The organism is Pseudomonas sp. 22526 (assembly GCF_052044735.1).
Taxonomy (GTDB): domain Bacteria; phylum Pseudomonadota; class Gammaproteobacteria; order Pseudomonadales; family Pseudomonadaceae; genus Aquipseudomonas; species Aquipseudomonas piscium.
The window spans coordinates 11,656-36,821 of record NZ_JBQENK010000004.1 but is presented as its reverse complement, the minus strand read 5'-3'; the positions used below and the strand labels follow the sequence as shown (position 1 = coordinate 36,821).

The 25,166-nt window shown below is 64.2% G+C and carries 18 protein-coding genes and 1 pseudogene; all 19 read right to left on the bottom strand.

The window, feature by feature from the left end:
* Nucleotides 1-2: 2 nt before the first annotated feature.
* Nucleotides 3-1,055, bottom strand: coding sequence for a pseudaminic acid synthase (gene pseI / locus ACTJKT_RS07030; RefSeq protein WP_440786614.1), 1,053 nt, complete (start codon nt 1,053-1,055; stop codon nt 3-5).
* Between the two features lie 85 nt (nt 1,056-1,140).
* Nucleotides 1,141-2,181: pseudogene (gene pseG, locus ACTJKT_RS07025) on the bottom strand (UDP-2,4-diacetamido-2,4,6-trideoxy-beta-L-altropyranose hydrolase); the annotation flags it as partial.
* Nucleotides 2,178-2,885: a pseudaminic acid cytidylyltransferase gene (gene pseF, locus ACTJKT_RS07020; RefSeq protein WP_440786613.1), complete on the bottom strand. Its 708-nt coding sequence runs from the start codon at nt 2,883-2,885 to the stop codon at nt 2,178-2,180. The gene pseF and the pseudogene pseG, both read right to left, overlap by 4 nt.
* 110 nt (nt 2,886-2,995) lie before the next feature.
* A complete protein-coding gene (gene pseC / locus ACTJKT_RS07015; RefSeq protein ID WP_440786612.1) occupies nt 2,996-4,165 on the bottom strand; it encodes a UDP-4-amino-4,6-dideoxy-N-acetyl-beta-L-altrosamine transaminase in 1,170 nt (389 codons plus the stop codon).
* A gap of 97 nt (nt 4,166-4,262) precedes the next feature.
* On the bottom strand, nt 4,263-7,199 hold the full coding sequence (locus tag ACTJKT_RS07010; protein ID WP_440786611.1) for a TIGR00180 family glycosyltransferase: 2,937 nt from the start codon (nt 7,197-7,199) through the stop codon (nt 4,263-4,265).
* Between the two features lie 50 nt (nt 7,200-7,249).
* Entirely contained in the window at nt 7,250-7,987 is a 738-nt protein-coding gene (locus ACTJKT_RS07005; protein WP_440786610.1) for a cephalosporin hydroxylase family protein, read from the bottom strand.
* A 19-nt stretch (nt 7,988-8,006) separates the two neighbouring features.
* Nucleotides 8,007-9,077 carry a class I SAM-dependent methyltransferase gene (locus ACTJKT_RS07000; protein WP_440786609.1) on the bottom strand — a complete coding sequence of 357 codons (1,071 nt, stop codon included), beginning with the start codon at nt 9,075-9,077 and terminating at the stop codon, nt 8,007-8,009.
* Nucleotides 9,067-9,924 (bottom strand): NAD-dependent epimerase/dehydratase family protein, encoded by an 858-nt coding sequence (locus tag ACTJKT_RS06995; protein WP_440786827.1) that lies wholly within the window; start codon nt 9,922-9,924, stop codon nt 9,067-9,069. The genes ACTJKT_RS07000 and ACTJKT_RS06995 overlap by 11 nt, the downstream gene beginning before the upstream one ends.
* A gap of 5 nt (nt 9,925-9,929) precedes the next feature.
* The gene (locus tag ACTJKT_RS06990) at nt 9,930-11,156 is read right to left on the bottom strand and encodes a methyltransferase domain-containing protein (protein ID WP_440786608.1); all 1,227 of its coding nucleotides are present in this window, start codon (nt 11,154-11,156) and stop codon (nt 9,930-9,932) included.
* Nucleotides 11,153-11,713 carry a dTDP-4-dehydrorhamnose 3,5-epimerase family protein gene (locus tag ACTJKT_RS06985; protein ID WP_440786607.1) on the bottom strand — a complete coding sequence of 187 codons (561 nt, stop codon included), beginning with the start codon at nt 11,711-11,713 and terminating at the stop codon, nt 11,153-11,155. The genes ACTJKT_RS06990 and ACTJKT_RS06985 overlap by 4 nt, the downstream gene beginning before the upstream one ends.
* A complete protein-coding gene (gene rfbG / locus ACTJKT_RS06980; protein ID WP_440786606.1) occupies nt 11,710-12,792 on the bottom strand; it encodes a CDP-glucose 4,6-dehydratase in 1,083 nt (360 codons plus the stop codon). The genes ACTJKT_RS06985 and rfbG overlap by 4 nt, the downstream gene beginning before the upstream one ends.
* Nucleotides 12,774-13,547 (bottom strand): glucose-1-phosphate cytidylyltransferase, encoded by a 774-nt coding sequence (gene rfbF, locus ACTJKT_RS06975; RefSeq protein WP_025805173.1) that lies wholly within the window; start codon nt 13,545-13,547, stop codon nt 12,774-12,776. Before rfbF ends, rfbG begins: the two co-directional genes overlap by 19 nt.
* Before the next feature lie 295 nt (nt 13,548-13,842).
* Entirely contained in the window at nt 13,843-17,415 is a 3,573-nt protein-coding gene (locus tag ACTJKT_RS06970; protein WP_440786605.1) for a glycosyltransferase, read from the bottom strand.
* A gap of 118 nt (nt 17,416-17,533) precedes the next feature.
* Entirely contained in the window at nt 17,534-19,108 is a 1,575-nt protein-coding gene (locus ACTJKT_RS06965) for a flagellar hook-associated protein 3 (protein ID WP_440786604.1), read from the bottom strand.
* Nucleotides 19,109-19,121: 13 nt separating this feature from the next.
* A complete protein-coding gene (gene flgK, locus ACTJKT_RS06960; RefSeq protein ID WP_063428975.1) occupies nt 19,122-21,173 on the bottom strand; it encodes a flagellar hook-associated protein FlgK in 2,052 nt (683 codons plus the stop codon).
* Between the two features lie 10 nt (nt 21,174-21,183).
* The gene (gene flgJ / locus ACTJKT_RS06955; protein WP_440786603.1) at nt 21,184-22,464 is read right to left on the bottom strand and encodes a flagellar assembly peptidoglycan hydrolase FlgJ; all 1,281 of its coding nucleotides are present in this window, start codon (nt 22,462-22,464) and stop codon (nt 21,184-21,186) included.
* Between the two features lie 10 nt (nt 22,465-22,474).
* The gene (locus ACTJKT_RS06950) at nt 22,475-23,563 is read right to left on the bottom strand and encodes a flagellar basal body P-ring protein FlgI (RefSeq protein ID WP_036997829.1); all 1,089 of its coding nucleotides are present in this window, start codon (nt 23,561-23,563) and stop codon (nt 22,475-22,477) included.
* A gap of 27 nt (nt 23,564-23,590) precedes the next feature.
* Complete coding sequence (gene flgH / locus ACTJKT_RS06945) at nt 23,591-24,286, bottom strand: flagellar basal body L-ring protein FlgH (RefSeq protein WP_009047673.1); 696 nt, start codon at nt 24,284-24,286, stop codon at nt 23,591-23,593.
* A 52-nt stretch (nt 24,287-24,338) separates the two neighbouring features.
* Entirely contained in the window at nt 24,339-25,124 is a 786-nt protein-coding gene (flgG, locus tag ACTJKT_RS06940; protein WP_025805167.1) for a flagellar basal-body rod protein FlgG, read from the bottom strand.
* Between the last annotated feature and the right edge of the window lie 42 nt (nt 25,125-25,166).

The window sequence follows — 25,166 nt, the reverse complement described above, 5'->3', positions numbered from 1 at the left end:
GGTTATTCGACAAATGCCCAATCCAGTGCGGTACCGCGCTTGAGGGCCTGGCGCGCGCAACGCCCGAGGACCGCGTCGATGTGCTTGGGGGCCAGCCCCAGGCCCGGACGGATGGCCCTGAGGTTATCGCGGCTGAACACCTCCCCCGCCGCCATATCGCGGATGACATAGAGGGATCGGCGGTACAGCACCGATTGCCGCTCGGCTTCGGTCGCGCCGTAACGCACCTGGCCCAGGGCCTGCCAGGCCCGTTCGGTTTCCACCACCAGGCTGCGCAGCTCCGCCGGCTCCAGGGAAAAACTCGCATCCACCCCGCCGGCGGCGCGGTCGAGGGTGAAGTGTTTCTCCACCACAGTGGCGCCCAGCGCCACGGCAGCCACCGAAACCCCGACGCCCATGGAATGGTCGGACAAACCGACTTCGCAGCCGAACAGTTCACGCAAATGGGGAATGGTCAGGATGTTGCTGTTTTCCGGCGAAGCCGGGTAGGTACTGGTGCACTTGAGCAGCACCAGATCCTTGCAGCCGACCTCCCGGGCGGCGCGCACGCTTTCGTCCAGCTCGGCGATGCTGGCCATGCCGGTGGAAATGATCAGCGGCTTGCCGGTGGCCGCGACCCGGCGAATCAGCGGCAGGTCGGTGTTTTCGAAACTGGCGATCTTGTAGGCCGGCACGTCGAGGCTTTCGAGGAAGTCCACCGCACTCTCATCGAACGGCGTGGAGAACGCCAGCATCCCCAGCTCCCTGGCGCGGGCGAAGATCGGCGCGTGCCACTGCCAGGGTGTGTGGGCCTTTTCATACAGGGCGTACAGCGAGGAACCGGCCCAGAGACTGGCCGGATCCTTGATGAAGAACTCGCCATGCTCCAGGTCCAGGGTCATGGTGTCGGCGGTGTAGGTTTGCAACTTCAGGGCGTGGGCGCCGGCCTTGGCCGCCGCCTCGACGATCTGCAGGGCAACGTCCAGCGACTGGTTATGGTTGCCGCTCATCTCGGCAATGATGAACGGCGGCGAGCCGGCGCCAATCGAGCGCGAGCCGATCTTGAAACTAGTCATTGGGGTTTTCCTTCGATTCACGCATAAGTTCGCCGGTGGCCGGATTATCCCCGGCACGGCGCAATGGGTTCCGGGTCATCTCCAACAGGGCCGCCGCCACCCGCGATGCGCCCTGCCCGTCCACCAGTTGCCGGGAGCGCTGCGCCAGGCTCTGGCGCTGTGGGTAATCGTCGACGAGCGCCGCGACCGCCTGGCGGATCTGCTCGGCACTCACCTGCTCGCTGGGCCCCAGGTACACATGCATGCCCGCCTCGGCCAACAGCCGGGCATTGACCTCTTGATTGCCGGCCACGCTGATGCACAGGGTCGGCAGGCCCAGGGCGGCGCGCTCCCAGCTGGTGCCGCCGCCGGCACCGATAAACAGGTCCGCCTCGGCCATCAGACGGGAAAAGTCGCTGACATAGGCGTGCAAACGCCAATGCCCACGACCGGCCGCCAGTTCCTGCATCTGCGCCCAGGCCGGGTTACCGGTCCCGGCGACAAAATCCACTTCCAGGCCGTCGAACGCACTCAAGGCCAGCATCGCCTTGTATGTCTGGCTGGCCGCATCGAAACCGCCGAAATTCACCAGCACCCGGCTCGCCCGCTCGCGGATGGCGATCGGCGGGCAACGAAACTCCTCGCGCAGCAAGGCGAAATGCGGCCCCAACAGCGCCCGGCACTCAGCGTCGATCAGGCCGGCGTAGGCCTGGGGCGTGCCGCTGAAGTTCTGGTCGAGCAACAGATCGACCGCATGCCGTCGATTGGCCAGGTCATCGATGGCGGCAATCCGCGGTGCCCATTGCCGCGCCGCCTGCTGCCACTGCCAGTCCAGGCCGTAGTGATCGACCAGCACCCAATCGAATCGCGGCTGATCCTGCAACGCTGCCTGCAAGGCGGCGATATCCGCCTGCCAGGGCAACGGCGCTTCGATGTCCTGCACGCATTCACCTGGATAACTCGCCGGCAGGGCGAACGTCTGGAAACCCAGTTCGGCCAGACGGTCCAGCTGCTGTCCGGGCAAGCTTCGGCAAGCGAACGCCACTGTGGCGCCCTGCTCGCGCAACGCCCTGGCCAGAGTCAGGCAGCGGGCGATATGGCCACTGCCAATGGCCGACGAAGCATCGGCACGGATCAGCACCCTCACTCCAGTTCTCCACCGGCCTTCAGTGCCGCGTACAGATACTCCGCGCGCAGCCAGTCTTCCTCGGTGTCGATGTCCTGCACCAGATGGCGCGGCAAAATCACCGGCAGGCTGAGCGGGGAAAACACCAGGTCGCCGCGCAGCCAGGCCTCGCTGCGCCCCCAATAGAACTGCCCGGCATCCTGATAGGCCGGCGGCAGGTCCTGGGAGCGGGTGTTGCGAAACTCCGGATAAAGCGAGGTCAACGCGCCCTGGTCGTCGAGGGTCAGGGCTCGCTGCACCGGGAAAGCGAAGCTGCACACGGAAAAGGCGAAGGATTTTTCAGGATGAGCCTCCAGCGCCGCCAAGCCCTGGCGCAGGTAGCGCAGTTGCAACAAGGGCGCGGTGGCGTAAATGCAGCAGGCGTAATCGAAGGTCTCGCCACGCTCGCGCAACGCATTCAAGGCATGCACGATCACCGGCCCGGTGCCGGTGAAATCATCCGCCAGCTCCATCGGCCGCATGAAGGGCACGCTGGCGCCGCAGGCCCTGGCCAGCTCGGCGATCTCCGGGTCTTCGGTACTGACCAGCACCTGGTCGAACAATCCGGAGTCGAGTGCCGTGGCAATCGAACGAGCGATCATCGGCACGCCATCGAACGGCTTGAGGTTCTTGCGTGGGATACGCTTGCTGCCGCCCCTGGCGGGAATCAACGCCATACAACTCACACACAGTGCTCCACGTTGCAGGCCCCGACCTCAGGCAGACCACCAGGAATGGTCGCGACAGCCTGGGCGCGACGCGTCCCAGACCAGGCAAAAACTTTCATGAACATCTCTCAATCCAGAATCCGTTGCAGGTGCGCCACCACTTCATCTTGCAGCTCGTCGGTCAGCTCTGGAAAAAGGGGCAGACTGAGGGCTTCCAGGAAGTAGCGTTCGGCCTCGGGAAAATCCCCCTCAGCAAAACCCTGCCCTTGGTAATACGGCTGCAAATGCACGGGAATGTAATGCAGATTCACGCCCAGGCCCGCCGCACGCAATTCGTCGAAGACTTGTTTCTGGGTTAGTCGGATACGGGTCAGGTCCAGGCGTACCACATACAGATGCCAAGCCGAGCTGGCACCGTTCTGCATGACCGGCAAGGTCAAAGGCAGATCAGCCAGCAGCACCTGGTAGCGCGCCGCCAACTCCCGGCGCCGGGCCACGAACTCATTAAGCCTAGCCATCTGCGAAAGTCCGAGCGCCGCATGCAGATCGGTCATCCGATAGTTGAAACCCAGCTCCAACTGCTGGTAGTACCACAAGCCTGCGTCCGAGACCTGCATCAGTGCCGGATCACTGGTAATGCCATGACTGCGTAAACGTCGCAGGCGCTCGGCGAGCTCCGGACGATTGGTGAGCACCATCCCGCCTTCGGCACTGGTAATGATCTTCACTGGATGAAAGCTGAAGACCGTCATCACCGCATGGGCCCCACAACCCACTGGACGCCCCAGATAGGACGCCCCTACCGCATGCGCGGCGTCTTCGATCAAGACAAAACCGTAGCGCTCGGCAAGCTCGGCGATAACCTGCAGGTCGGCACTCTGCCCGGCGAATGCGACAACCACCACCACCTTAGGCAAGGTGCCATTGCGTTCCGCGGCTTCGAGCTTCGAAGCCAGCAACCCTGCATCCATGTTCCAGGTGTGCGGATCGATGTCAACAAAATCCACTTGTGCGCCACAGTAGCGTGCACAGTTGGCCGAGGCGACAAAGGTATTAGGACTGGTCCACAGGAAGTCCCCCGGCCCCAGCCCCGCCGCCAGGCAGGCAATATGCAGCGCTGCCGTTGCATTACATACCGCAACGGCATGCCCAGCCTGGCAGTACTTGGCCAGGGCCTGTTCAAAACGCTCAATGGTCGGCCCCTGGGTCAGCCAGGGAGACGTCAACACCTGCACCACCGCATCGATGTCCGCCTGATTAATGCTTTGGCGCCCGTAGGGAATCCGGTATGGAGTCATGATGGCCATCCATTACAGGCAAAGCTGTTCAAGTGTCGATGTGCAAGGCAGACAATCAAAAGACGGCTGAACATACGTCGGCTCCTTGAGACAGTGATCAATTGGAGAGCATCTGCAGCCAATCCACGCCATGGATCGCAGAGAGCACAAAGCCCTTGCCGGTCCGGCTCAGGTTCTGGTTGTAGGCCACATCGTGTTCGAAGCGGGCCTGCCATTTGTCACGCAGCGCCGCCGCGGCCTGGGTATCGTCCGCCAGGAGGCCCGGATGGAGGATCTGCACCTGCGGGGTCCAGACCGTCAACAGCCCGGCATCGGCCACCTTCAGGCACAGGTCGACATCAGCGAATGCCTCGGCGAAATGCTCTTCGTCCAGGCCACCGACGGCGTTGTAGAGGTCCTTGCGAATCATCAGGCAGGCGCCGGAGACCGCCGAATAGTTCTGCTCGGCGAGCAAGCCGTTCAGGTAGCCGCTGGCGCCTTTCGGCTCACCGGCGAACGCCGCCCCCAGATGCTCGTTCAGCCCGAGAACCAGGCCAGCCGAGGTGGTCGCACCCTTGGCGTCCACCAGGCGCGCGCCGACGATTCCCACTTCCGGACGTTGCGCCTGATTGAGCAGGCTCTCCATCCAGTCGGCATTGACCACTTCGCCGTCGGCCGCCAGCAGCACCAGGTAGTCGCCCCGGGCCTCCTGGCTCGCCGCGTTGTACAGCGCCGCGACGCTCAGGCGCTGCGGGCTGCGCAGCACGCGGATACGATCGCCCTTCTGTTCCAGGCTGGCGAGCCAGTCGGCCAGTTCTGCGGACTGGCTATGGTTGTCGGCGATGACCACTTCGTAGCGCTGGTAGCGCGTGCGTTGCAGCACGCTGACCAGGCAAGGCTGCAGCTGCTCCAGGTTGTCTTCGCTGCGCAGGATGATCGACACCAGCGGACGTTCGCCATGGCCGTAGTTGATCTGATAGACCCCGGGCTGCGCCGCGCTGACCTGGGCCCGGTAGCCACGGTTGCCCAGATGACGGGTCAACGCCTGGCTGTACTGGGTATTCTCCTGCGCCTCTGCAGCCTGGCCGAGCAACAGCGGCTCGGCCAGATGGGCCAGGCCAGCCAGCCCGCCGTCTTCGATCAGGCGCAGCAGCAGGTCGTATTCCATGGCCTGTGGAAAAGCCGTCGAATAACCACCGGCGGCCACCAGCACATCCCGGCGAATCAGCCAGTGGCCGGCCATCATCTCCGGCACGCTTTGCAGCAGGTCGAGGTTGACGCCCGGGCGGAACACATCCTTCAGCGCGCCATCGGCGCCGTAGTGGATTTCGTCCATGGCCACCGCGCGGCACCCTTCGGCGCCGAGCAGTTCCAGGCTGGCGCGCAGCAGGCCGCTGGCGGTGAAACGCTCGCCGGCACGGGCCAGGAGCAACCAGTCACGGGAAGATTGCACCGCGACCTGGTTGATCCGCTCCACATAGTTGCTGGTGCTGACCTTGACGAAATGCACGGTGTCCTGGGCGGTGGTGGTCGCCGGCAGGTCGCCCGTGGTGAAGACCACCACCTGGAACGACCGGCAATGGCCGTTGACCAGGCTGTCGAAGGTCGTCTGCAACTTGACCATGTCCGCGTCGAGGTCGAGCAGCAGGATGCCGAAGCTCGGCCCGCCGTTGTGCCGGGCCAGGTGCTCGTTGATCGACTTGAGCTGCTGTGCCTCGGGGTTGCGCGCCTCCAGCCACTTCAGCAAGCGCCCCGAAGGCATGTTCTCCAGCAGCCCCGGGCCGTCCTGGAAAGGCACCGACGCCAGGCGCTCGGCCCAGGCCTGCAGCTTGCGGGCATCCTCCTGTTCCTCAGAGCCTTGCAATGAAGACGCCAGACGCTGGACCACCTCAAGGTTGAACAGGTTGCACGACAGCGCCTCCCACAAGCGGCTGCGCAGGGTACGGTCGGTGTCGTTGGGTTGCACCTGCATCAGTTGCTGCTGCTTGAGCAGCACGCCTTCCAGTTCCTGGAGTTGCAAGCGGCCAGCCGGCATCGCATGCATGAGGAATTCGAACTCGGTCAACAGGTCGAACATCGGCTTGTTGTAGAACGGCATCTCGACGAACTGTTCCGGGCCGAACGAACGCACCGGCTCGGCCCCGGGCTCGACCCAGGCCGAACGGAAAATCATCTTGCCATTGAGCGAGCGCCCGGTGAGCAGGCACTCGGCCATGGCCCTGAAGCTGTCCAGGGCAAGCTGCTTGACCTGCTGCGGCCCCTGGGCGCTCAAGCCGGTGGGCAACGACGCCAGGAAGCCGGCGAACGCCTCGCGCTGGGCCACCGACTTGGCGTCGCCGTAGGTCAGCACCGTCAACACATCGGTGTTGTGCTCCGAGGCGTTGTAGTTGACTTCCCGCACGGCGAACGGGATCGGCAGGATCCGCGCCTTGGCCGAGGCCAGCAGGAAGAAGGTATGGCCGATTTCCTGCCATTCGAAACTGGTCCCCGGCGGCAGCAGGCTGTACCACTGTTGCAGCAGGTCGGTGCGGGTCACCGCGTAGAACGGCGGCAGGAAATGGCTCATGAACGCCATGACCCGCTCGCCGGCATCGTCCGAGGCGTAGTCCTCGATCACCCGGCAATCGCGCCGGTAGTAGTTCACCTCGGCGGCGCGGGCCAGGTACATCATCCCGTAGCCATGGCACAGGCCGTAGTCGGGGTTGGCTTCGAGAAACTCCACCGACTCGGTGAGCGCGCCATGCAGCAGGAAGTCGTCGTCGGCGGCAAACACCATGTACGGCGTCGTCACCTGCCCGACACCGTAGGTGAGCTTGTCCTGCAGACCCTTGTAGGTGAACTGCGGCAGGTGCCGATAGTCGACCTGGGGGAACTGCGCGGCCAGGCTTTCGTCGGCGTGCAACGAGGAGTCCAGCACCAGGATCTTGCAGGGGTAGGTGCTGTAGTACTGCAAGGTGCGGCGCAAGAACGCCTTGCGATTGTGGGACATCACCACCAGCGTGAAACGCTCGCTCAACGGTGCGCTAGTGTTTTGAGCCTTGTCTTGAACCTGCATCAGTGTTTCCCCACAACCGGCAAAGTGCTGTTACCTGCAAACCATTGAATTCAACGAACGCGACGCAGATAGCCATCCGGCGCCACGGTGATCAGCAGCTTGTTCTGCATCTGGTAGTCGATCTCGAAGTCGCGGTTCTCTTCCAGGTAGGCCCAGACCGCGGTTTTCGGGTTGTCGCCCGGGCCCCATGGACGGTCCGGGAAGAAGTCCGCCGGCATGTCCTCGACCACGGTGTCCATCACCACGCAGTAGCTGTCCACCGACACCAGCGGCGCGTACAGGCGCAGCTCTTCGAGCACGTGCTCGTGGGTGTGGTTGGAGTCCAGGACCAGGATGACTTTCTTGCCCGCGGCCGCGGCCCGCACCTGCTCGGCAATCGCCGGATCGATGCTCGAACCTTCGATCATCTTGATGCGCTTGCTCATCGGATGGCTTTCGATGGCTTCGCGGTTATGGGCGCGGATATCCAGGTCGATGCCCAGCACTTCGCCGTGGCCCTGCAGTTCGAGCAGCGAGGCGTAGTAGATGATCGAGCCGCCGTGGGCGATGCCGCATTCGATCACCAGGTCCGGCTTGACCCGCCAGATGATCTCCTGCATGGCCATCATGTCCTGGGGCAGCTGGATGATCGGGCGGCCCATCCAGGAGAAGTGATAGCTGTACTTGTGGCCGGCGGACTGGTTGAAGAAGTCGCGCGCCAGGCCCTTGAGTTTCTGGTCTTCGCCCTGGGTGCGGATCTGTTCCTGGCACTCGGCTTCGAAGGCTTGGATGATGCTGTTGTCGGTCATGGTCGGGTCTCAATAAACGTCATTTGAACGAAGCGCTGTCGACCGCGTGATAGACATAACGCCCATCGGTCATGCGCTTGATTTCGTCGAGATAGTTGGAATTCATCACGAACAGGTTGGCGCCCTCGGGCAAGGTCGCCATGACCTCTTCGGGGGACGACACACGGGCGCCGCTCAGGGGCAGATAACGGCCCTGCTTGGCCGGATTGATATCCACCACCTGGTCCACCGAAACGCCCGCGCGCTGCAGGAACAGCGAATAGATCACGCCCTTGGACGAGGCGCCCCAGATCGCCGAGCCCGCCTCGGGCTGCGCCTGGATGATCTGCTTGGCGCGCTCGATGCTGGCGGTGAAATCCAGCGGCATTTCCAGGCGCGCAACCGGTGTCTCGCCCGGCTCGCGCAAGGTGCCAAGGTCGGCTACCACGTACAGGTACTGGCCGCCGAACAGGTGGCCGGCTTCGTGCACGGTGCCGAACATCCGCCGCAGGTCATCCAGGCGGAAGTAGTTCACATGCTCGTAGAACACATCGAACCAGGCGCGATGCTCGACGATCCAGTCGAAGCACGGCACTTCGATGTAGATCTGCCCACCCTGGTTGGCCTCGGCCATCTCCGCCAGGAACGCCCGCGGGTCGGCGATATGTTCCAGCACATGGCGCAATACCACGGCATCGGCCGACAGGCCCAGGCCACGGGTAAAAGGCGCCTTGATCACATCGGCGTTATCGCCCTCGTAGGCCGGGTCGATGCCGGTGATGCGGTAGCCCCGCTCGCGCAGCAGTTCGAGGAAATAGCCCTTGCCGCATCCGACCTCGATCAGCTCCCGGCCCTTGAAATGCCGGGCGATGATGCCCTCGACATCCTCCAGGTGACGCTGGAACTGCGCCGAGTGGGCCTGCTCGTTCTGGTAGTCGCTGTCGTAGCTCAGCTTGTCGGGGTCGAAAGCCTGGTTGAAGATCAGGCCGCTCTCCTCGTCCTGCACCAGCACCATGTCGGCACAGGCCGAGGCCCTGGCGCTGTGCGCATCGGCGAAGGTGCGGTTCTGCAGCACCGGCAGGTCCATGACCCGATACAACTCATGCCCCATGTTCTGCTCCCAATAGTTGTTGCAGGCGCTGGTTCGCCCCCCAGAACGCCATGGGTTCATGGGCGGGATAGGGGTAATGCCCCAGGTTCAGGCGGATCATCGAGCCGCGCTCGCGCACCCGCTGCTCGACCAGCGCCCGAACCGATATCGGCTGGCCGCTGGAACAGTTGACCACCCCGGAAAACTCTCGCCGTTGCAGCAGCGCCGCAAGGCTGGCGGCAGCGTCCTCGATGGCCAGGTAATCGCGCAGCTGTTCGCCGGCGGACATGTCGAACACCGCATCGCCGGCATCGATCGCCCGGTCCAGGGCGGCCAGCAGGCTGTTGGGGTTCTGCCCGGCGCCGTGCAGGTAGAACAGCCGCGCCCATTGCAGGGTGAAAGGCACCTGCTGCTGCAGGCTCTCCAGGAACAGCCGCAGGCTGTGCTTGGCCAGCCCGTAGGGATTGCTCGGCTGCGCCGGCGTCTGCTCGTCGAGCGGACCGCTCTGCATACCGTATTCGAAACAGGTGCCGGTGATCATGACCTGGGGCACGCCCGCCTCGACCGCGGCCTTGATGAACCGGTAGTCGGCCATCAGGTTGTGCTCGAAATGGAACAGCGCCTTGTAGTTCGGCAGCCCCGGCCAGGCCAGGTGCGCCAGGGCACCGACGCCCTCGACCAGGGAGGCGATATCGCTGTCGGCGGCATGCACGTCCGCGACCACCTGCTCCACCGCTCCGGCCCAGGGCATGGCGGCGAGTTTTTGCCGGTCACGGGCCAGCGCCCGCACCTGGCAGCCACGGGCCAGCAAGGCGGCGACCAGATGCCGACCGACAAACCCGCTGGCCCCGGTGACCAGTACCTTCAAGCCACTCACAGCAGCTTCAACTCGGGCACGGCGATCACGAAGCGCCCGCCCCACTGGCGAACGTGAGCCAGCTGCTCGCTGACTTCCGACAGCAGGTTCCACGGCAGCACCAGCACATAGTCCGGGCGCTCGCTGTCGATACGCTCCGGCGCGACCACCGGAATCCGGCTGCCAGGCAGGAACTTGCCCTGCTTGTGCGGGTTGGCGTCGGCGACCCAGGCCAGCAGGTCCGGCTTGACCCCGGCGTAATTGAGCAAGGTGTTGCCCTTGGCCGCCGCGCCGTAGCCCACCACCCGCTTGCCTTCGGCCTTGGCCTGGAGCAGGAAACGCAGCAGGTCATGCTTGATGCGTTCCGCAGCGGGTGCCAGCGTGGCGTAGAACTCGGGGGTCTTCACGCCCGCGTCGAACTCGGCTTGCAACTGCTGCTGCACCGCCGGTTGCACGGCGCGGCGTTCGCCGTCCTTGCGCTGGACGAAAACCCGCAGCGAACCGCCATGGGTGGTCAGCTGGCTGACGTCGAAGACTTCCAGACCGTTGCGCTCGCACAGTGCCTGCACCGCGGTCAGCGACAGATAGGAATAGTGTTCGTGATAGAGCGTGTCGAACTGCGCGCCGGCCATCAGCGTCAGCAGTTGCGGGAATTCGAAGGTGGCCACGCCGGTCGGCTTGAGCAGCGTCGCGAAACCGCCGAGGAAATCGTTGATGTCCGGCACATGGGCCAGCACATTGTTGGCGGCCATCAGGTCCGCCGCCCAGCCCTCTTCACGCAGCTGCCGCGCGGTCTCACGACCGAAGAACAGCTCGCGAATCTCCAGACCTTTTTCCCGCGCGGCTTGTGCGGTGCTGTGGGTCGGTTCGACGCCCAGGCATTTGATCCCGCGGGCGGCCACGTACTGCAACAGGTAACCGTCGTTGGCCGCGACTTCCACCACCCGGCTGTCGGCCGTCAAGCCAAAGCGCTCGACCATCTCGGCCACATAGCGCTCGGCGTGGGCCAGCCAAGTGCTGGAAAACGAACTGAAGTAGGCGTACTCGGCGTCGAACAGGCTTTCGGCGCTGGTGTAATCCTCGGTCTGTACCAGCCAGCATTGCTGGCACACGGCGACCTTCAGCGGCACCCATTGCTCGGCCTGCTCAAGACGCTCGGCATGCACATAGGCGTTGGACGGTGGCGAGGTGCCGAGGTCGATCAGCGGCAGGCTCAGCGGTGCGGCGCACCCACGGCAGTTCATAGACGCACTCCAGCAAAGTGTTGATCGAGCGCGGGATGGCTGGAATCCCGGGCCGACAGATTATTGACAGGCAACGGCCAGGCAATCGCCAGCCGTGGATCCTTCACCGACAGACCACCCTCGTGCTCCGGTGCGTAATCGGCGCTGTGCAGGTAGAGCAGCTCGGCGTCGTCGGTGAGGGTCTGAAAACCGTGGGCGAATCCGGCCGGGATCAGCAGGCTGCGGCCATCGCCGGCCTTCAAGTGCTCGGCGTGCCAGTGCAGAAAGGTCGCGGAGTCCGGACGCAGATCCACCGCCACATCCCACACCTCGCCGCGCAGGCAGGTAATCAGCTTGGCTTCCGGCGCATTGGCGTTCTGGTAATGCAGACCGCGCACGCTGCCCTTCTCGCGGGTACAGGAATGGTTGATCTGGCGGATATGAAACTCGCTGCCGAATGCACTCAGGCTGCCTTCGCAGAACAGCCGGGCGAAGTGTCCGCGCTGATCTTCGAAGCGCTTGTGCTGGACGCTGAACAGCCCGGCCAGCGGCAGTTGTTTCAAGGAAAACTCGCTCACAGCGCGCCCCGGTACAGGTTCAGTTGAGCAAGGGTCACCGCGCGCATGTCGTCGCCACGCTGCCAGGCCAGGTGCCAGTCCAGGGTCTGCGCCAGGCATTGCTGCAGCGACCAGCGCGGTTGCCAGGCCAGCAGCTGGCGTGCGCGGCTGCTGTCCAGGCGCAACAGGCCGGCTTCGTGCAGCTCGCTCGGTTCGATGCGCAGCCCGGGGGCTGCCGGCCAGCGCGCGGCCAGCAGCTCGACCACTTCGCCGACGCTGCACATGTCCGCTTCGCTTGGCCCGAAGTTCCAGGCCCCGGAGAACTGCGGCCCCTGTTCATAGAGCCCGGCGGCCAGTTGCAGGTAGCCGGCCAGTGGCTCCAGGGCGTGCTGCCATGGACGCACCGCCTGTGGGTAACGCAGGGTCACCGGCTCGTCGGCCGACCAGGCCTTGAGCACATCGGGAATCAGCCGCTCAGGGGCGAAATCGCCGCCGCCCAGCACGTTACCGGCGCGCGCCGTGGCCAGGGCCAGGCCGTGCTCGGCGTACTTGTCGGCCGGGAAGAACGACGCGGCATAGGACTGCGCCAGCAACTCGCAGCATGCCTTGCTGCTGCTGTAGGGGTCATGCCCGCCCAGGGCTTCGTTTTCACGGTAGGGCCACAGCCATTCCTGGTTGGCGTAGACCTTGTCCGTGGTCACCAGCACACAGGCACGCACGCCGCCGACCTGACGGATTGCTTCCAGCAGGTTCAGGGTGCCCATCACGTTGCTGGAGTAAGTGCCCAGCGGGTCGCGATAGCCCTCGCGCACCAGCGGTTGCGCCGCCAGGTGCAGGACGATTTCCGGCTGCGTCTCGGTGATCAATTCCAGCAAGGCGCCAAGGTCGCGCAGGTCGCCACGCTGGTCGTTGATACCCTCGGCGACCCGCGCCAGCTCGAACAGGCTCGGCTCGGTCGCAGGGTCCAGGGAGAAACCGCTGACTTCGGCGCCCAGGCTTTGCAGCCACAGGGTCAGCCAGCTGCCCTTGAAGCCGGTGTGGCCGGTCAACAGGACCCGCTTGCCGCGCCAGAATTGCGGGCTCAGTCCCATTGCTTCCATGGGGCCTCCCCGCTCTGCCAGAGCTGCTCCAGGTGGTTCTTGTCACGCAGGGTGTCCATCGGGTGCCAGAAGCCGTCGTGCTGGAAGGCATGCAGCTGGCCTTGCCGGGCCAGGGTGGTCAGCGGCTCGGCTTCCCACACCGTGTCGTCGGTGGTCAGCAGCGGCAACACCTTGGGCGACAGCACGAAGAACCCGCCATTGATCCAGCCACCGTCACCGCGAGGCTTTTCGGTAAAGCCCAGGACGCTGTCGCCGTCGCGCTCCAGGGCGCCGTAACGGCCGGGCGGCTGCACCGCGGTGACGGTCGCGTGCTTGCCGTGGGCCCGGTGGAAGTCCACCAGGGCGCCGATATTCAGGTCGGACACGCCGTCGCCGTAGGTGAAGCAGAAGGCTTCTTCGTCCTGCAGATAGCGGCCGGCCCGGCGCAGACGGCCGCCGGTCATGGTTTCCTCACCGGTGTCGATCAGGGTCACGCGCCACGGCTCGCTGTAGTTCTGGTGAACGTCCATGCGGTTTTCCCGCATGTCGAAGGTGACGTCGGAGGTGTGCAGGAAGTAGTTGGCGAAGAAGTCCTTGATCGCGTACCCCTTGTAGCCCAGGCAGATCACGAAGTCGTGAATGCCGTGGGCGGAATACTGCTTCATGATGTGCCAGAGAATTGGCTTGCCGCCAATCTCGATCATCGGCTTGGGCTTGAGATGGGACTCCTCGCTGATGCGTGTGCCCAGGCCACCCGCCAAAATAACTGCCTTCATCGTCTCCCCTCTTGTTCGTCACAGGGCTCTGCCAAGCTGTACCGAGCTTTTGCGGGCCTTCTGGATAAAACCTTGTGCCGTTGACGGCGCCTCGCTGGTCTGCGGAAACGCTCATTTTATGGCGATATCGAGGGGGGCTTGCAGGAAACGCGCCAGCTCCTGGGTCCCGGACCCATGGCCTTGGGGCAGTGGAACAGCACGACGAGGGTCGCCTTGAGCGGCGAAACCTGCCCCTGAATCGCCGCCATAAAAAAGCCAGGCGTCCAGGCCTGGCTTGTTGTATTCCCGCGCCCTATCAATCCGGCAACCACCCCTGCATCCACAGATTCAGGTTGTTGCCTCGCAGCATGTAGTCGCGCAGGACTTCCTCGCGCAGCGCATCGCCCATGCGGTAGCTGGCCTCGGGATCGGCCAGGTGCATGCGGATCGCCTCGATCCATTCCTGGGTGCTGTTGCTCACGACCTTGGTACAGGGCAGGTAACCGCGGTAGGCCTCGGTATCGGTGCAGATCACCGGGTAACCGCAGGCGCCGTACTCCAGCAGGCGCAGGTTGCTCTTGCAGTCGTTGAAGATGTGGAACTCCAGAGGCGCCAGGGCCAGGTCGAGGTTGAGGCTGGCCAGCTTGAACGGATACGCCTGCAGGCTGATGGTGGAATGGAACTCGTGCACGTAGGGCCGCAGTTCGTCCGGGCACATGCCGAAGAACACCCATTCGACTTCATGGGCCAGCTCGCGCACCACGTCGGCGATGATCTCCAGGTCGCCAGTGTGGCTGGTGCCGCCGCCCCAGCCCACCCGTGGCTTGCTCGAAGTACCGCGCCGGCTGGTCAGGCTGCCCCAGGGATCGACCGGCAGCATGTTCGGCACGATCCGGATGTCGCTGTGCATGCTCGACAGCGCATCGGCCAAGGGCTGCGTGGTGACCACCACCCGGTCGCACAGGGCGATGCCCTGGCGCAGCATTTCTTCGGTATTGAGCGGCTGATTGCGCGCATGGGTATTTTTCTTCGGCGCACTGACCACATAGTCGTCGAGCTCGAAGACCCGCAGCGCACTGGAATACTTCTTCATGCGCAGGATGTCGCTCACCGCGCCGTCGCTGTAGCGGCACTGGAGGATGATCGAATCGGGGGACAGGCGCTCGATTTCCACGCTCGAAGGGGACTCGTAGGCGAATCGGCCGATCAGCCGCCCCTCCTCTTCCAGCGCCGTCATAGGCGCGGTCACCCGGTAATGGCCCACCGCCGAGCTGTTCACCGGCAAGCCGAGCACCAGCGGCAAGGCGCGGGTCGAGAAGGGGTTCCAGTTATTGCGCAGCCCCACTTCCAGGCTGAAGCTGGAATATCCCAGGCTCAGGGCCGGGTTGTAGGCCGGATCGCGGGCGACCTGGGGCATCCAGCTGCGGTAGAAAGTATCGTGTTCACGCTCCCGTACTGCCAGCTCCTCAGGCTCCTGCGCGACCTTTTCGGCAGGCACAAGCACCACACTGGCATAGGGCGTCCAGACCACCAGGTAACCGTCGCGCTTGATCCGCAGGCACAGGTCGACATCACTCAGCCCCTGGGAATAGTTGACCTCATCCAGCTGGCCGGCACTGTCGAAGACTTCCTTGCGCACCATCAGGCAATCGCCGCTGACTGCGCTCCAGCTCTGCGGCACCTGCAAGCGCTGCATGTAACCGCGGGCACTGGTGGCCTCGCCATAGAACGGCGAGCTGGCGGCGCCGGCCAGGCCGAGGATCAGTCCGGCATGCACGATCGAGCCATCCAGGCCGAGCATGCGCGCGCCGACCACGCCCACTTCAGGCCGCTGGGCGTGATTGAGCAGTTCATCCAGCCAGTCGCCGGAGCAGATCAGGGCATTGGCGCTGAGCAACAGCAAGTATTCGCCGCGCGCCTGTCGCGCCGCGTAATTGCGCAGTGCCGCATCGCTAGCGCTGCCGGTAAAGGGCAACACCCGCAACATATCGGCACCCAACTGCGCCATGGCCTCCAGCCAGCCGGCCATGGCCGGGTCGCGGCTGCCACTGTCGACGATCAGGATCTCGTAATGGCTGTAGGCGGTCTTTTCGATCAGGCTCTCGGTGCAGCGCTGCAAGGCCGCCAGCGAATCACCCGCCGGGATGACGATCGACACCAGCGGCCGCTGCGGGAACAGGTAATCGATGTGGTTGAGCAGCGGCAATTCGTCGTGGCTGATGCGATGCTCGACACCGATCCGCTCCAGATGCGCACTGGTCAGCCCGGCGTTGCCCTCGATCACCTCGGGCAGCGACAACCAGTCGGCGAAATTGAACGGGCTCTCGACCTGGATCTCGGCAATGTGTTCGATGGTCTGCGGCCCCGCTTCTTCCACCAGGCGCCACAGCACGTCATGGGGGGCCAGCTCGCCGAAAGCCGGATCGAATCCGCCCAGGCCCAGAAAGCGCTGGCGCTCGAATGCCAGCGTCCGGCCGACATAGGGGTAACCGCGCATCAGGTCCAGGTTGAAGTCGGGCTTGAACACCGGGTCGATGGACTCGCCCTCGACCCGCGCGCCTTCGTCGCTGTAGACGCACAGCGCGCCCGGCGTCGCGGCAATGCGCTCGGCAAGGATCAGCAGCGCCGATTCCTTGAGGAGGTCGCCGGCGCGCAGCAGGTAAAACCAGTGGCAACCTTCCAGCTGTGGCACCAGGGCATTGAGCTGCTGCGGCCACTGAGCTTCCAGCGGCAACTGCAGCACGCGCTCGTGCTCCGCGCACTCGGCATTGGACAGGACCAGGATCGCCTGCGGCGCATACAACTGCTGCGCCAGGCTCTGCAAGGTCGACTCCAGGGCCACGGCATCGGCCTCCACATCGATCACTATGGGTACGATCTGCGGCCGCACCGGCCAGCTGGCGATGCGCTGTGGCAGATGACGTTTCTCGGTCTCGGTAAAACAGCGGATCGCCAGCCACTCCCGGTAGAAGTCGGCGTAACTTTCACTCTCGCCACCGACCCGGCCACTGACCACGGTGTTGCGGTTGCCGAGCACCCGGGTCACGCACAGCTCGTCCCACTGCCAGCCCGGCTCCGTCATTTTCGCCAGGTCCACGCAACGCACCCAGCCCGAGGCCGGGGCCGATTCGCCGCTGCGGGCGGCGAGCATCTGCGCCAGCCAGTCCCACTCGAGCTTCGCCGCCCGCTGCATTTCCGGCTGCTTGCTCAAGCGTTCCGGATACAGCCGTTCGGTGCTCAGCACGGTATTGATCAGCGCCAGGTTGCCACGCCGCATCAGGCACACGAACAACGCCAGATCCAGCAACGCGAGGAAGCCCGCACCCTCCTGGGTCAGGGCCGGCAACAGCTCCAGCACGTCGGCGCGACGCATCAGGGTCGAACTGAAGTTGCCGAGGAAGTTGCGTGGCGTGCTCTCGAGGATCGCCAGCATGTCGTCGCCCTTGAGCATCGCGTCGTTCGGCGACAGCCGGGCGTTCTCGACCCGCGGCGGCAGAATGAAGTTACCGGCATCGCTCATCATGCGCAGCGCGCAAACCAGATTGATCTCGGGGTGGTCGACCAGCACCTGTGCCTGCATGGCAATGCTCGGGGCGAACAGGCGGTCGTCGTCGCAGAGGATCTTGATCAGCTCGCCCCGCGCCTCTTCGACACAGCGCAGCAGGTTCTTCTGCAGGCCCAGGCGTTGCGGATTGCGCAGATAACGCACCGGATGGGGCGGCTCGACGATGGCGTCCACCGCCTGCCGGATCTCGTCGCCGGCCGAGTCGTCGCAGATGACGATTTCGATCCGCTCCCAGGTCTGGGCCAGCGCACTCTCGAAGGCCTGGCTGAAGAAGCGCGGATTGAAGGCAGGGATGACGATGCTGACTAGAGGGTGTTGATTCACGGCGGGAAACTCTCGAGCGGTGGGCCCGCCTGATCAGGCGGGCCGCGGAACCGCTTAATGAAGACGGCTGACGGCTCGGCGGTGCGGCCGCGCTCACAGGAGCGCGACCGGCTCAGGCTCAGACCTTGTTGAACAGGCCCAGCTGGGCAATCTTGCTGAAGGCCAGTTGCGAGGCTTGCAGCATGGTCTGTTGCAGGGTCAGGCGGGTCATCACCTCGGCCGGGTCGGAATCGCGGATCGCCGACTGGGTCTGGGTGTTGGCCGAGCTCAGGCTCATGTTGGTTTCGTTCTGGATAGCCAGCGCCGAACCCCGACCACCGATGTCGCTGACCGCGCTCGCCACCTGGTTGGCGCCGCTGGCCAGGTTGGCCATCCCCGCCTGCAACCCGGCGTTGAGTTTCTGGATGGCGATCGGATCACCGTTGGTCGGTGTATTCAGCACCGAACGCAGTTGGCTGATGGTGTCGAGGACGTTCTGGGTCTGGTGATTGTTCACCGCTACCACATACTGGTCGCCCGCCGCCGGTGCACCGCTGAAGGTGAAGTTCACGCCAGATGCGGTGGCGGTGGAGCCGGCCATGGTGCCGGTGGAAACCGGCTTGCTGTCGGCGGTCAACGGCGACGCGTACAGCTCGTAGTTGGTGGCGCTGGTGAACTTGATGATCGCACCGCCGCTCGGGAAGCTGGCGTTGTAGGCGTTGGTGTTGCTGACGCTGGCACCGGTCACCACCGCGGTCGACGGGTTGCCCGGGCTGCGCGAGACGTTGAAGGAATCGGGCTTGGCCGCCAGGGTGAAGCTGTGACCGGCAATCTCCGTGTTCGGGGGGGTGGCATCGCCGGGTTTCAGGTTGATGCTCAGGCGCAGATCGACGCCACGGAAACTGACGGTCTGTGCTTCTGCGCCCTTGCTGGAGCTGAAGGAGCCATTCTGGCTGGCCTCGGACGTCACGTCGTTGCCGGCGCTGTCGGTGATCTTGAACTGAGTGCTGCTGAGGAAGCTGATGGTGTACGGCTCGCCGCTGCGGAACTCACTGTTGTACTTCGGATTCGAAGACACCTGGCCGTTGGACAGCGTCACCCGGCCGTCATCCACTGCCGGGGCGGTCATGCTGACCTGGCTGCGGCTGGTGTTGATGGCTTGCTGGAAGGCGGCCCAGCCGGTGGTGTTGGTGGCCATGGACATGGTGTCGCCCACCGGCAGGTTCAGTGTGGTCTGGTCGCCGTTGTAGCTGTAGGTGCCGTCGGAGTTGCGGGTGAACGGCACGGTGTCGCCCTGGGAACCGGCAAAGATGTACTTGCCGTTTTCGTCCTGGGTGTTCATCAGGCTCAACAGCTGCTCTTCGATCTGCGCCAGTTCGGCGGCGTTGGCCTTGCGGTCGTCGTCGGTGAAACCAGCGTTGCCGGCCCCGCTCGCCAGTTCCTGGGCACGCGCCAGAACGTTGGTGATGCTGGTCAGGACCGATTCGGCCTGGCCCAGGGACGCCTTGATCGAGGTGGTATTGGCCGAGTACTGGCTCAACAGCGAAGCTTGCTGGCCCAGCTGCAGCAGGCGCGAGGCGCCTACCGGATCGTCGGCCGCGGTGTTGACGCGAACCAGGCTGCTGGCCTCTTCGCTGCTCTTGATCGCATTGGCGAAGTTCTTCTGGTAGTTGGCAGCCGAGGATTCGTAAAACTGGGCGGTGGAAATACGCATGGACTACGACTCCTTAAAGGCTGTTGATCAGGGTGGCGAAGGTTTCCTGCGCCGCCTTGATGATCTGCGAGGACGCGGTGTAGTACTGCTGGTACTTGACCAGGTTGCCGGTCTCTTCATCCAGGTCGACCCCGGACAACGAATCCCGCGAGCTCTTGGCATTGGCCAGGATCGCCTCGGTGGCCGCGCCGTCGAGCTTGCCCTGGTTGGCCTTGGCACCGACGTTCTCCACCAGCTTGCCGTAAGCGTCGACCAGGGTGATGCCCTTGCTGGCCGAACCGGTATCCACGGTCTGCTTGGTCTGCAGCCCCGCCAGCGCAGTGCCGTTGCGGTTGTCGGTGGAACCGGCGCCGTTGAACTTGACGTTCAGCCCTTCGCCTTCCTTCGGCGAACCGGCGACGCTCATTTCCACGGTGAAGGTTTTCTGCACCGGCGGTGTAGCGCCGTCGGTGATCGGGTTGCCGCTGGCATCGACCATCTTGATCTGCAGGTTCAGGGTGTTGTTCTGCCCCGGAACGATCGAACCGGTGCCCATCAACGTGCCCTTGGCATCGTAGTACTTGTAGCCCTGGCTACCTCCCGCGGGAGCGTCGAAGACCAGCTTGACCGGCACCGAGTTCTTGATCGCGGTCTGCATCTCGGCGTTGGCGGCCGAGTTGTAGATGTCCAGCGCCGGCTTGACTGTCGGCAGGCCCGGAATGCTCAGCGAACCGGTCGCCCCTGGCAGCACTTCGGCATTCAGCGGCGCGGCGATGGCCAGGCGCTTGGCGTCGGTCAGTTCGGTCTTGATACTGGTGGCCGCATTGCGGGTCGGGGTGATCTTGAAGCTGTCGCCGGCGCTCATCGCCCCGCCATTGAGGCTCAGGGAGAAACCGTCGATCACCGGTGGCGGCGTGGTGGTGGTGCTGAACGCGCCCAGGCTGGTGCCATCGGAGCGCTTGACGGTGTAGTCGGTGGCGCTGGTGAAGGTCACCTGGTAGTCGCTGATGGTCAGCTTGCCGGTGTCCTTGATGGTCACATCGAGGTTGCCCGAGCCTGCGCTGTTGTTGCCGTTGGCAATGCTGCGCTGGCTGATCAGGGCCGCACTGTTGATGTTGTTGAACAGCGCCGCGCCGAACTCGCCGTTCTTGTCGATACCCTGGCCGAGCTGGCTGTTGACCTGATCGGCGATCACCAGGGCCACGCGCCCCAGTTCATTCATCGCCGGGTCCAGCACCTCGCTGCGATAGCGCAGCAGGCCGCCGATCTCGCCTCCGGTGACTACCGAGGTCACATCGATGGTGCTCGAGCCGCGATTGAGTTGCAGCGAGGAACGGGTCGGGTCGGTCTTGCCAGCGACCACTTCCAGGGTGCTGGAGGTGTTACCCACGACCAGCGGCTGGCCGCTGCCCAGGTACAGGTCGACGCTCGAGCCGCGCGTCGAGACATCCACCTTGACGAACTCCGACAGCTGGCGCAGCGTCTCGTTGCGCGCGTCGAGCAGGTCGTTGGGCATGCCGCCGCCACTGGAGACTTCGGAAATCCTCTGGTTCAGCTGGGCGATGGTGGCCGCCAGCTTGGTGACATGGTCAGCCATGCTGCTCAGGTTGCCGTTGATGTTGGCGTTCTGCTCGTTCAACTGGCTGGAAACGGAATTGAAGCGGTTGCTCAGGGCTTGCGCATCGCTGAGCAGCAACTGGCGCGAGGCATCGTCGGCCGGCTTGGCGTTGACGTTCTGCATCGAGGCAAAGAACTTGGTCAGCGCGCCGGTGATGCCGGTGCCGCTGTCCGACAACAGCTTGTCCACCGGGGTGATCTGCCCCAGGTAGGCGGCGGCGTCGCTGTTCAGCGAGGTCTTGGTCTGCAGCTGGGCGTCCAGGTAGCTGTTGTACACCCGGCGCACGTCGGCCAGGGTGGTACCGCTGCCGATGAAGACATTGCCGTACTGGTTCGAAGCCTTGGTGCCCTGCACGGTCTGCTGGCGCGAGTACCCGGCGGTATCGGCGTTGGCGATGTTGTTACCCGTGGTCATCAACGACGTTTGGCTGGCTGACAGCCCCGACATCCCGATATTGAGCAAACTCATGATTCAGACCTTATAAATTCGTGGAAGCGCCCGCCGCAGCGTAGTTCTCGTAGCTCTTCATCTGCTTGGCAATCTGCGAAATCTTGCTTGCGTAGTCCGGGTCGGTTGCATACCCGGCCTTTTGCAATTCGCGTACAAACTGTTCGGGGTTATCGGCCGCCTTCAGCACTTCTTGATAGCGATTGTTGCTCTGCAACAAGGTCACCAGGTCGTGGAAGCTGTCCTGATACGAGGCATAGGAACGGAACTCGGCCGTCTCCTTGACCATCTGCCCATTTCTGAATTCGCTGGTGATCGCCCGCGCCTGGTCGCCCTTCCAACTGCTGCCGGCCTTGATGCCGAACAGGTTGTGGCTGCTGCTGCCGTCCTGCTGGCGCATCACCGATTTGCCCCAGCCGGTTTCCAGCGCGGCCTGGGCGACCAGGTAGCGCGGATCGACACCGATGCGATCGGCGGCCTGCTGCGCCATCGGCAGCATGGTGGCGACGAATTCGTCCGCCGAACCGAAGGCTTTCTTCGCCGGCGCCAAGGGTGGCTGGGCCACGGCGCGACCATAGATCTGCATGCGTCCGTGGGGCACCGCGGCAAAGCTGCGCGAGCTGTTCTTGACCAGCGCGTCGGTAGCGGCCGTGGTGCGCTCCGGCAAGGCCGTCCGGTTGCTGGCGGCACTGTCGGCCGACGGCACGATGCCCGCCAGCAAACGATCGGTCAGCTTGCTCGGCAGGGAAATGCGCCGCTGGTTGAGCAGCGCCATATCGTTGTGGGTACCACTGCCTTCCGCGCGCTGCGGTTCCAGTGCACGGGAAGCCCACAACGGGCGCTGGCCGTTGACCCGCGACAACGGGCCGCCCAGGGCGGTGGTGCCGGCAGCGATGGCGGTTGGCGTCGCGACCTTTTCAGTCAGCGCGGCCTTTTCAGCCTGGGCGCCAGGCAAGGTCGCCGCCGCGGCCGGGTTGGTGGATTTATTCTTCGACATCTGCCGCATCAGCACATCGGCCAGGCCGATACCACCGCCCTCGCGGGACATGGAAACCGCCAGCTGCTGGTCGTACATTTCCTGGTACTGCTTGGCCGCCGGGGTGTTGAGCGGGTTGTCCTGGCCCAGCGCTTCGGTGGCCGAGCGCATGGACTTGAGCATTTCATTGAGGAACAGCGACTCGAACTCCTGCGCCACCTTGCGCATGTTGGCGTCGCTGTTCTTGTCGCCGACCTTGAGCTGGTTAAGCCGGTTGAGGTCCGAGTAGGAACCCGAATCGCCGCTGCTGACCAGACCGCTCTTGCGAATATCCATGGCCCCTACCTCAAATCACGATCAGGTCGGCTTGCAGCGCGCCGGCCTGTTTCAAGGCTTCGAGGATCGCCATCAGGTCGCCCGGTGCCGCGCCGACCTGGTTCACCGCACGCACGATCTCGTCGAGGGTGGTGCCCGGGCCGAACTTGAACATCGGCTTGGCTTCCTGCTCGGCGTTGACCCGCGAACGCGGCACGACCGCGGTTTCGCCATTGGACAACGGGCCTGGCTGGCTGACGATCGGGTCTTCGGTGATGGTCACGGTGAGGCTGCCGTGGGTCACGGCGGCTGGCGACACCTTGACGTTCTGGCCGATGACGATGGTGCCGGTACGCGAGTTGATGATGACCTTGGCCACCGCCTGCCCCGGATCGATTTCCAGGTTCTCGAGGATCGACAGGTAGTCGACGCGCTGGCTCGGATCGAGCGGCGCGGTGACGCGAATCGAACCGCCGTCGATGGCCTGGGCCACACCCGGGCCAAGCATGTCGTTGATCTTGTCGACGATGCGCTTGGCCGTGGTGAAGTCGGACCGGTTGAGGTTCAGGGTCAGGCTGTTGCCCTGGTTGAAACCGCTCGGCACCGCGCGCTCCACCGACGCACCGCCAGGGATGCGACCGGCCGACGGAACGTTGACCGTGATCTTCGAACCGTCACGGCCCTCGGCATCGAAACCGCCCACCACCAGGTTGCCCTGGGCGATGGCGTAGACGTTGCCGTCGATACCCTTGAGCGGCGTCAGCAGCAAGGTGCCGCCACGCAGGCTCTTGGAGTTACCGATGGAGGACACTGTGACATCGACCTGCTGCCCCGGCTTGGCGAATGCTGGCAGATCGGCGCTGATCGACACTGCCGCGACGTTCTTCAGCTGCACGTTGCCGGAACCAGGCGGCACCTTGATGCCGAACTGCGACAGCATGTTGTTGAAGGTCTGCAGGGTAAACGGGGTCTGGGTCGTCTGGTCGCCGGTGCCGTTAAGCCCGACCACCAGGCCGTAGCCGATCAACTGGTTGGAACGCACGCCGGAAATGCTGGCGATGTCCTTCAGCCGTTCGGCTTGAACGTTGCAGGCCGCCGAGAGCAACAGCGCGGCCAGCATGAGGCGTTTGAAATTCAACGTAGCCACCTAGAAAGGGAACAGCGGGCTGAGGAAGAAACGGTCGAACCAGCCCGGCTGGCTCGCATCGGCAAAGGCACCAGTGCCCGAATAGGTGATGCGTGCGTCGGCGACGCGGGTCGAGGAAACCGTGTTGTCGGTGGCGATATCGTCGGCGCGCACCAGGCCGGCAATCCGCACCAGCTCGTCGCCGGTGTTGAGGGTCAGCCACTTCTCGCCGCGCACGGCGATGATGCCGTTGGGCAGTACATCGGCCACCGTCACGGTGATCGAGCCGGTCAGGCTGTTGCTCTGGCCGGACTTGCTGTCGCCCTTGGTGGCCCGGTCGCCGCTGTAGCCGACATCGAGGCTCAGGTCACCGCTGCCTATCGGGTCATTGGTGCTCAGGCCGCCACCGAAAAACGAAGTCAGGCCGATGCCGGTCTTGCTGTTCTTGTCGATCTGCGAGTTGGCGTTCTTGCTCGCCTGGGTCCGCTCGTTGAGGGTGATGGTGATGATGTCGCCCACGCGGAACGCCTTGCGGTCGCTGTACAGGTTCTGCTCGAAGCCGGCCTGGTAGATCGAGCCGTTGTTGGCCGCGGCCGGCAACGGAGTACGCGGCAACACCGGAGCGTAATACGGGTCATTGGGCTTCGGTGGCGGGGCCACGCAGCCCGCGAGCACGACGAACCCACTCAGTGCGAGAACAGATACAAAGCGATTCATGACCCTACCTCATGGTGCTGCAGGCGGCCGCTGGGCCGCCCCTAGGACTTGATTACAGATTCTGCGTGACGAACGAGAGCATCTGGTCGGCGGTGGAGATCACCTTGGAGTTCATCTCGTAGGCGCGCTGAGTGGTGATCATGTTGACCATCTCCTCAACGGTGCTGACGTTGGAGGTTTCCAGGGTGTTCTGCAGGGTGGTGCCGAAGCCGTTGAGGCCCGGGGTGCCGACTTGCGGCGCGCCGCTGGCGGCGGTTTCCAGGAACAGGTTGTTGCCCGTCGCTTGCAGGCCGGCCGGGTTGATGAAGTCGGCGGTCTGCAGGTTGCCGATCACTTGCGAGGCCGGGTTGCCGGCGGTGGTGATCGAGACGGTGCCGTCCTGGCCCACGGTGAAGGTCTGGGCATCGTTCGGTACGACGATCGCCGGCTCCAGGGTGAAGCCGTTGGCGGTGACGATCTGGCCGTTGGAGTCCAGGTGGAAGGTGCCGTCACGGGTGTAGGACGTGGTGCCGTCCGGTTGCAGGATCTGGAAGAAACCGCGGCCGTTGATGGCCATGTCCAGCGGCTGCTCGGTGGTCTGCAAGCTGCCGGCGGTGAAGTTCTTCTGGGTGCCGACGATGCGCACACCGGTACCCAGTTGCAGGCCCGATGGCAGCTCGCTGTCCTGGGTCGACTGGGCGCCAGGCTGACGCTTGATCTGATACAGCAGGTCCTGGAACTCGGCGCGATCACGTTTGAAACCCGTGGTCGAAACGTTCGCCAGGTTGTTGGAAATGGTGGTCAGGTTAGTGTCCTGGGCGGACAGACCTGTTTTGGCAACCCATAGAGCCGGAAGCATTCGATTCTCCTCGTGCGCCTGTTTTACGGCGCGACGTACTGG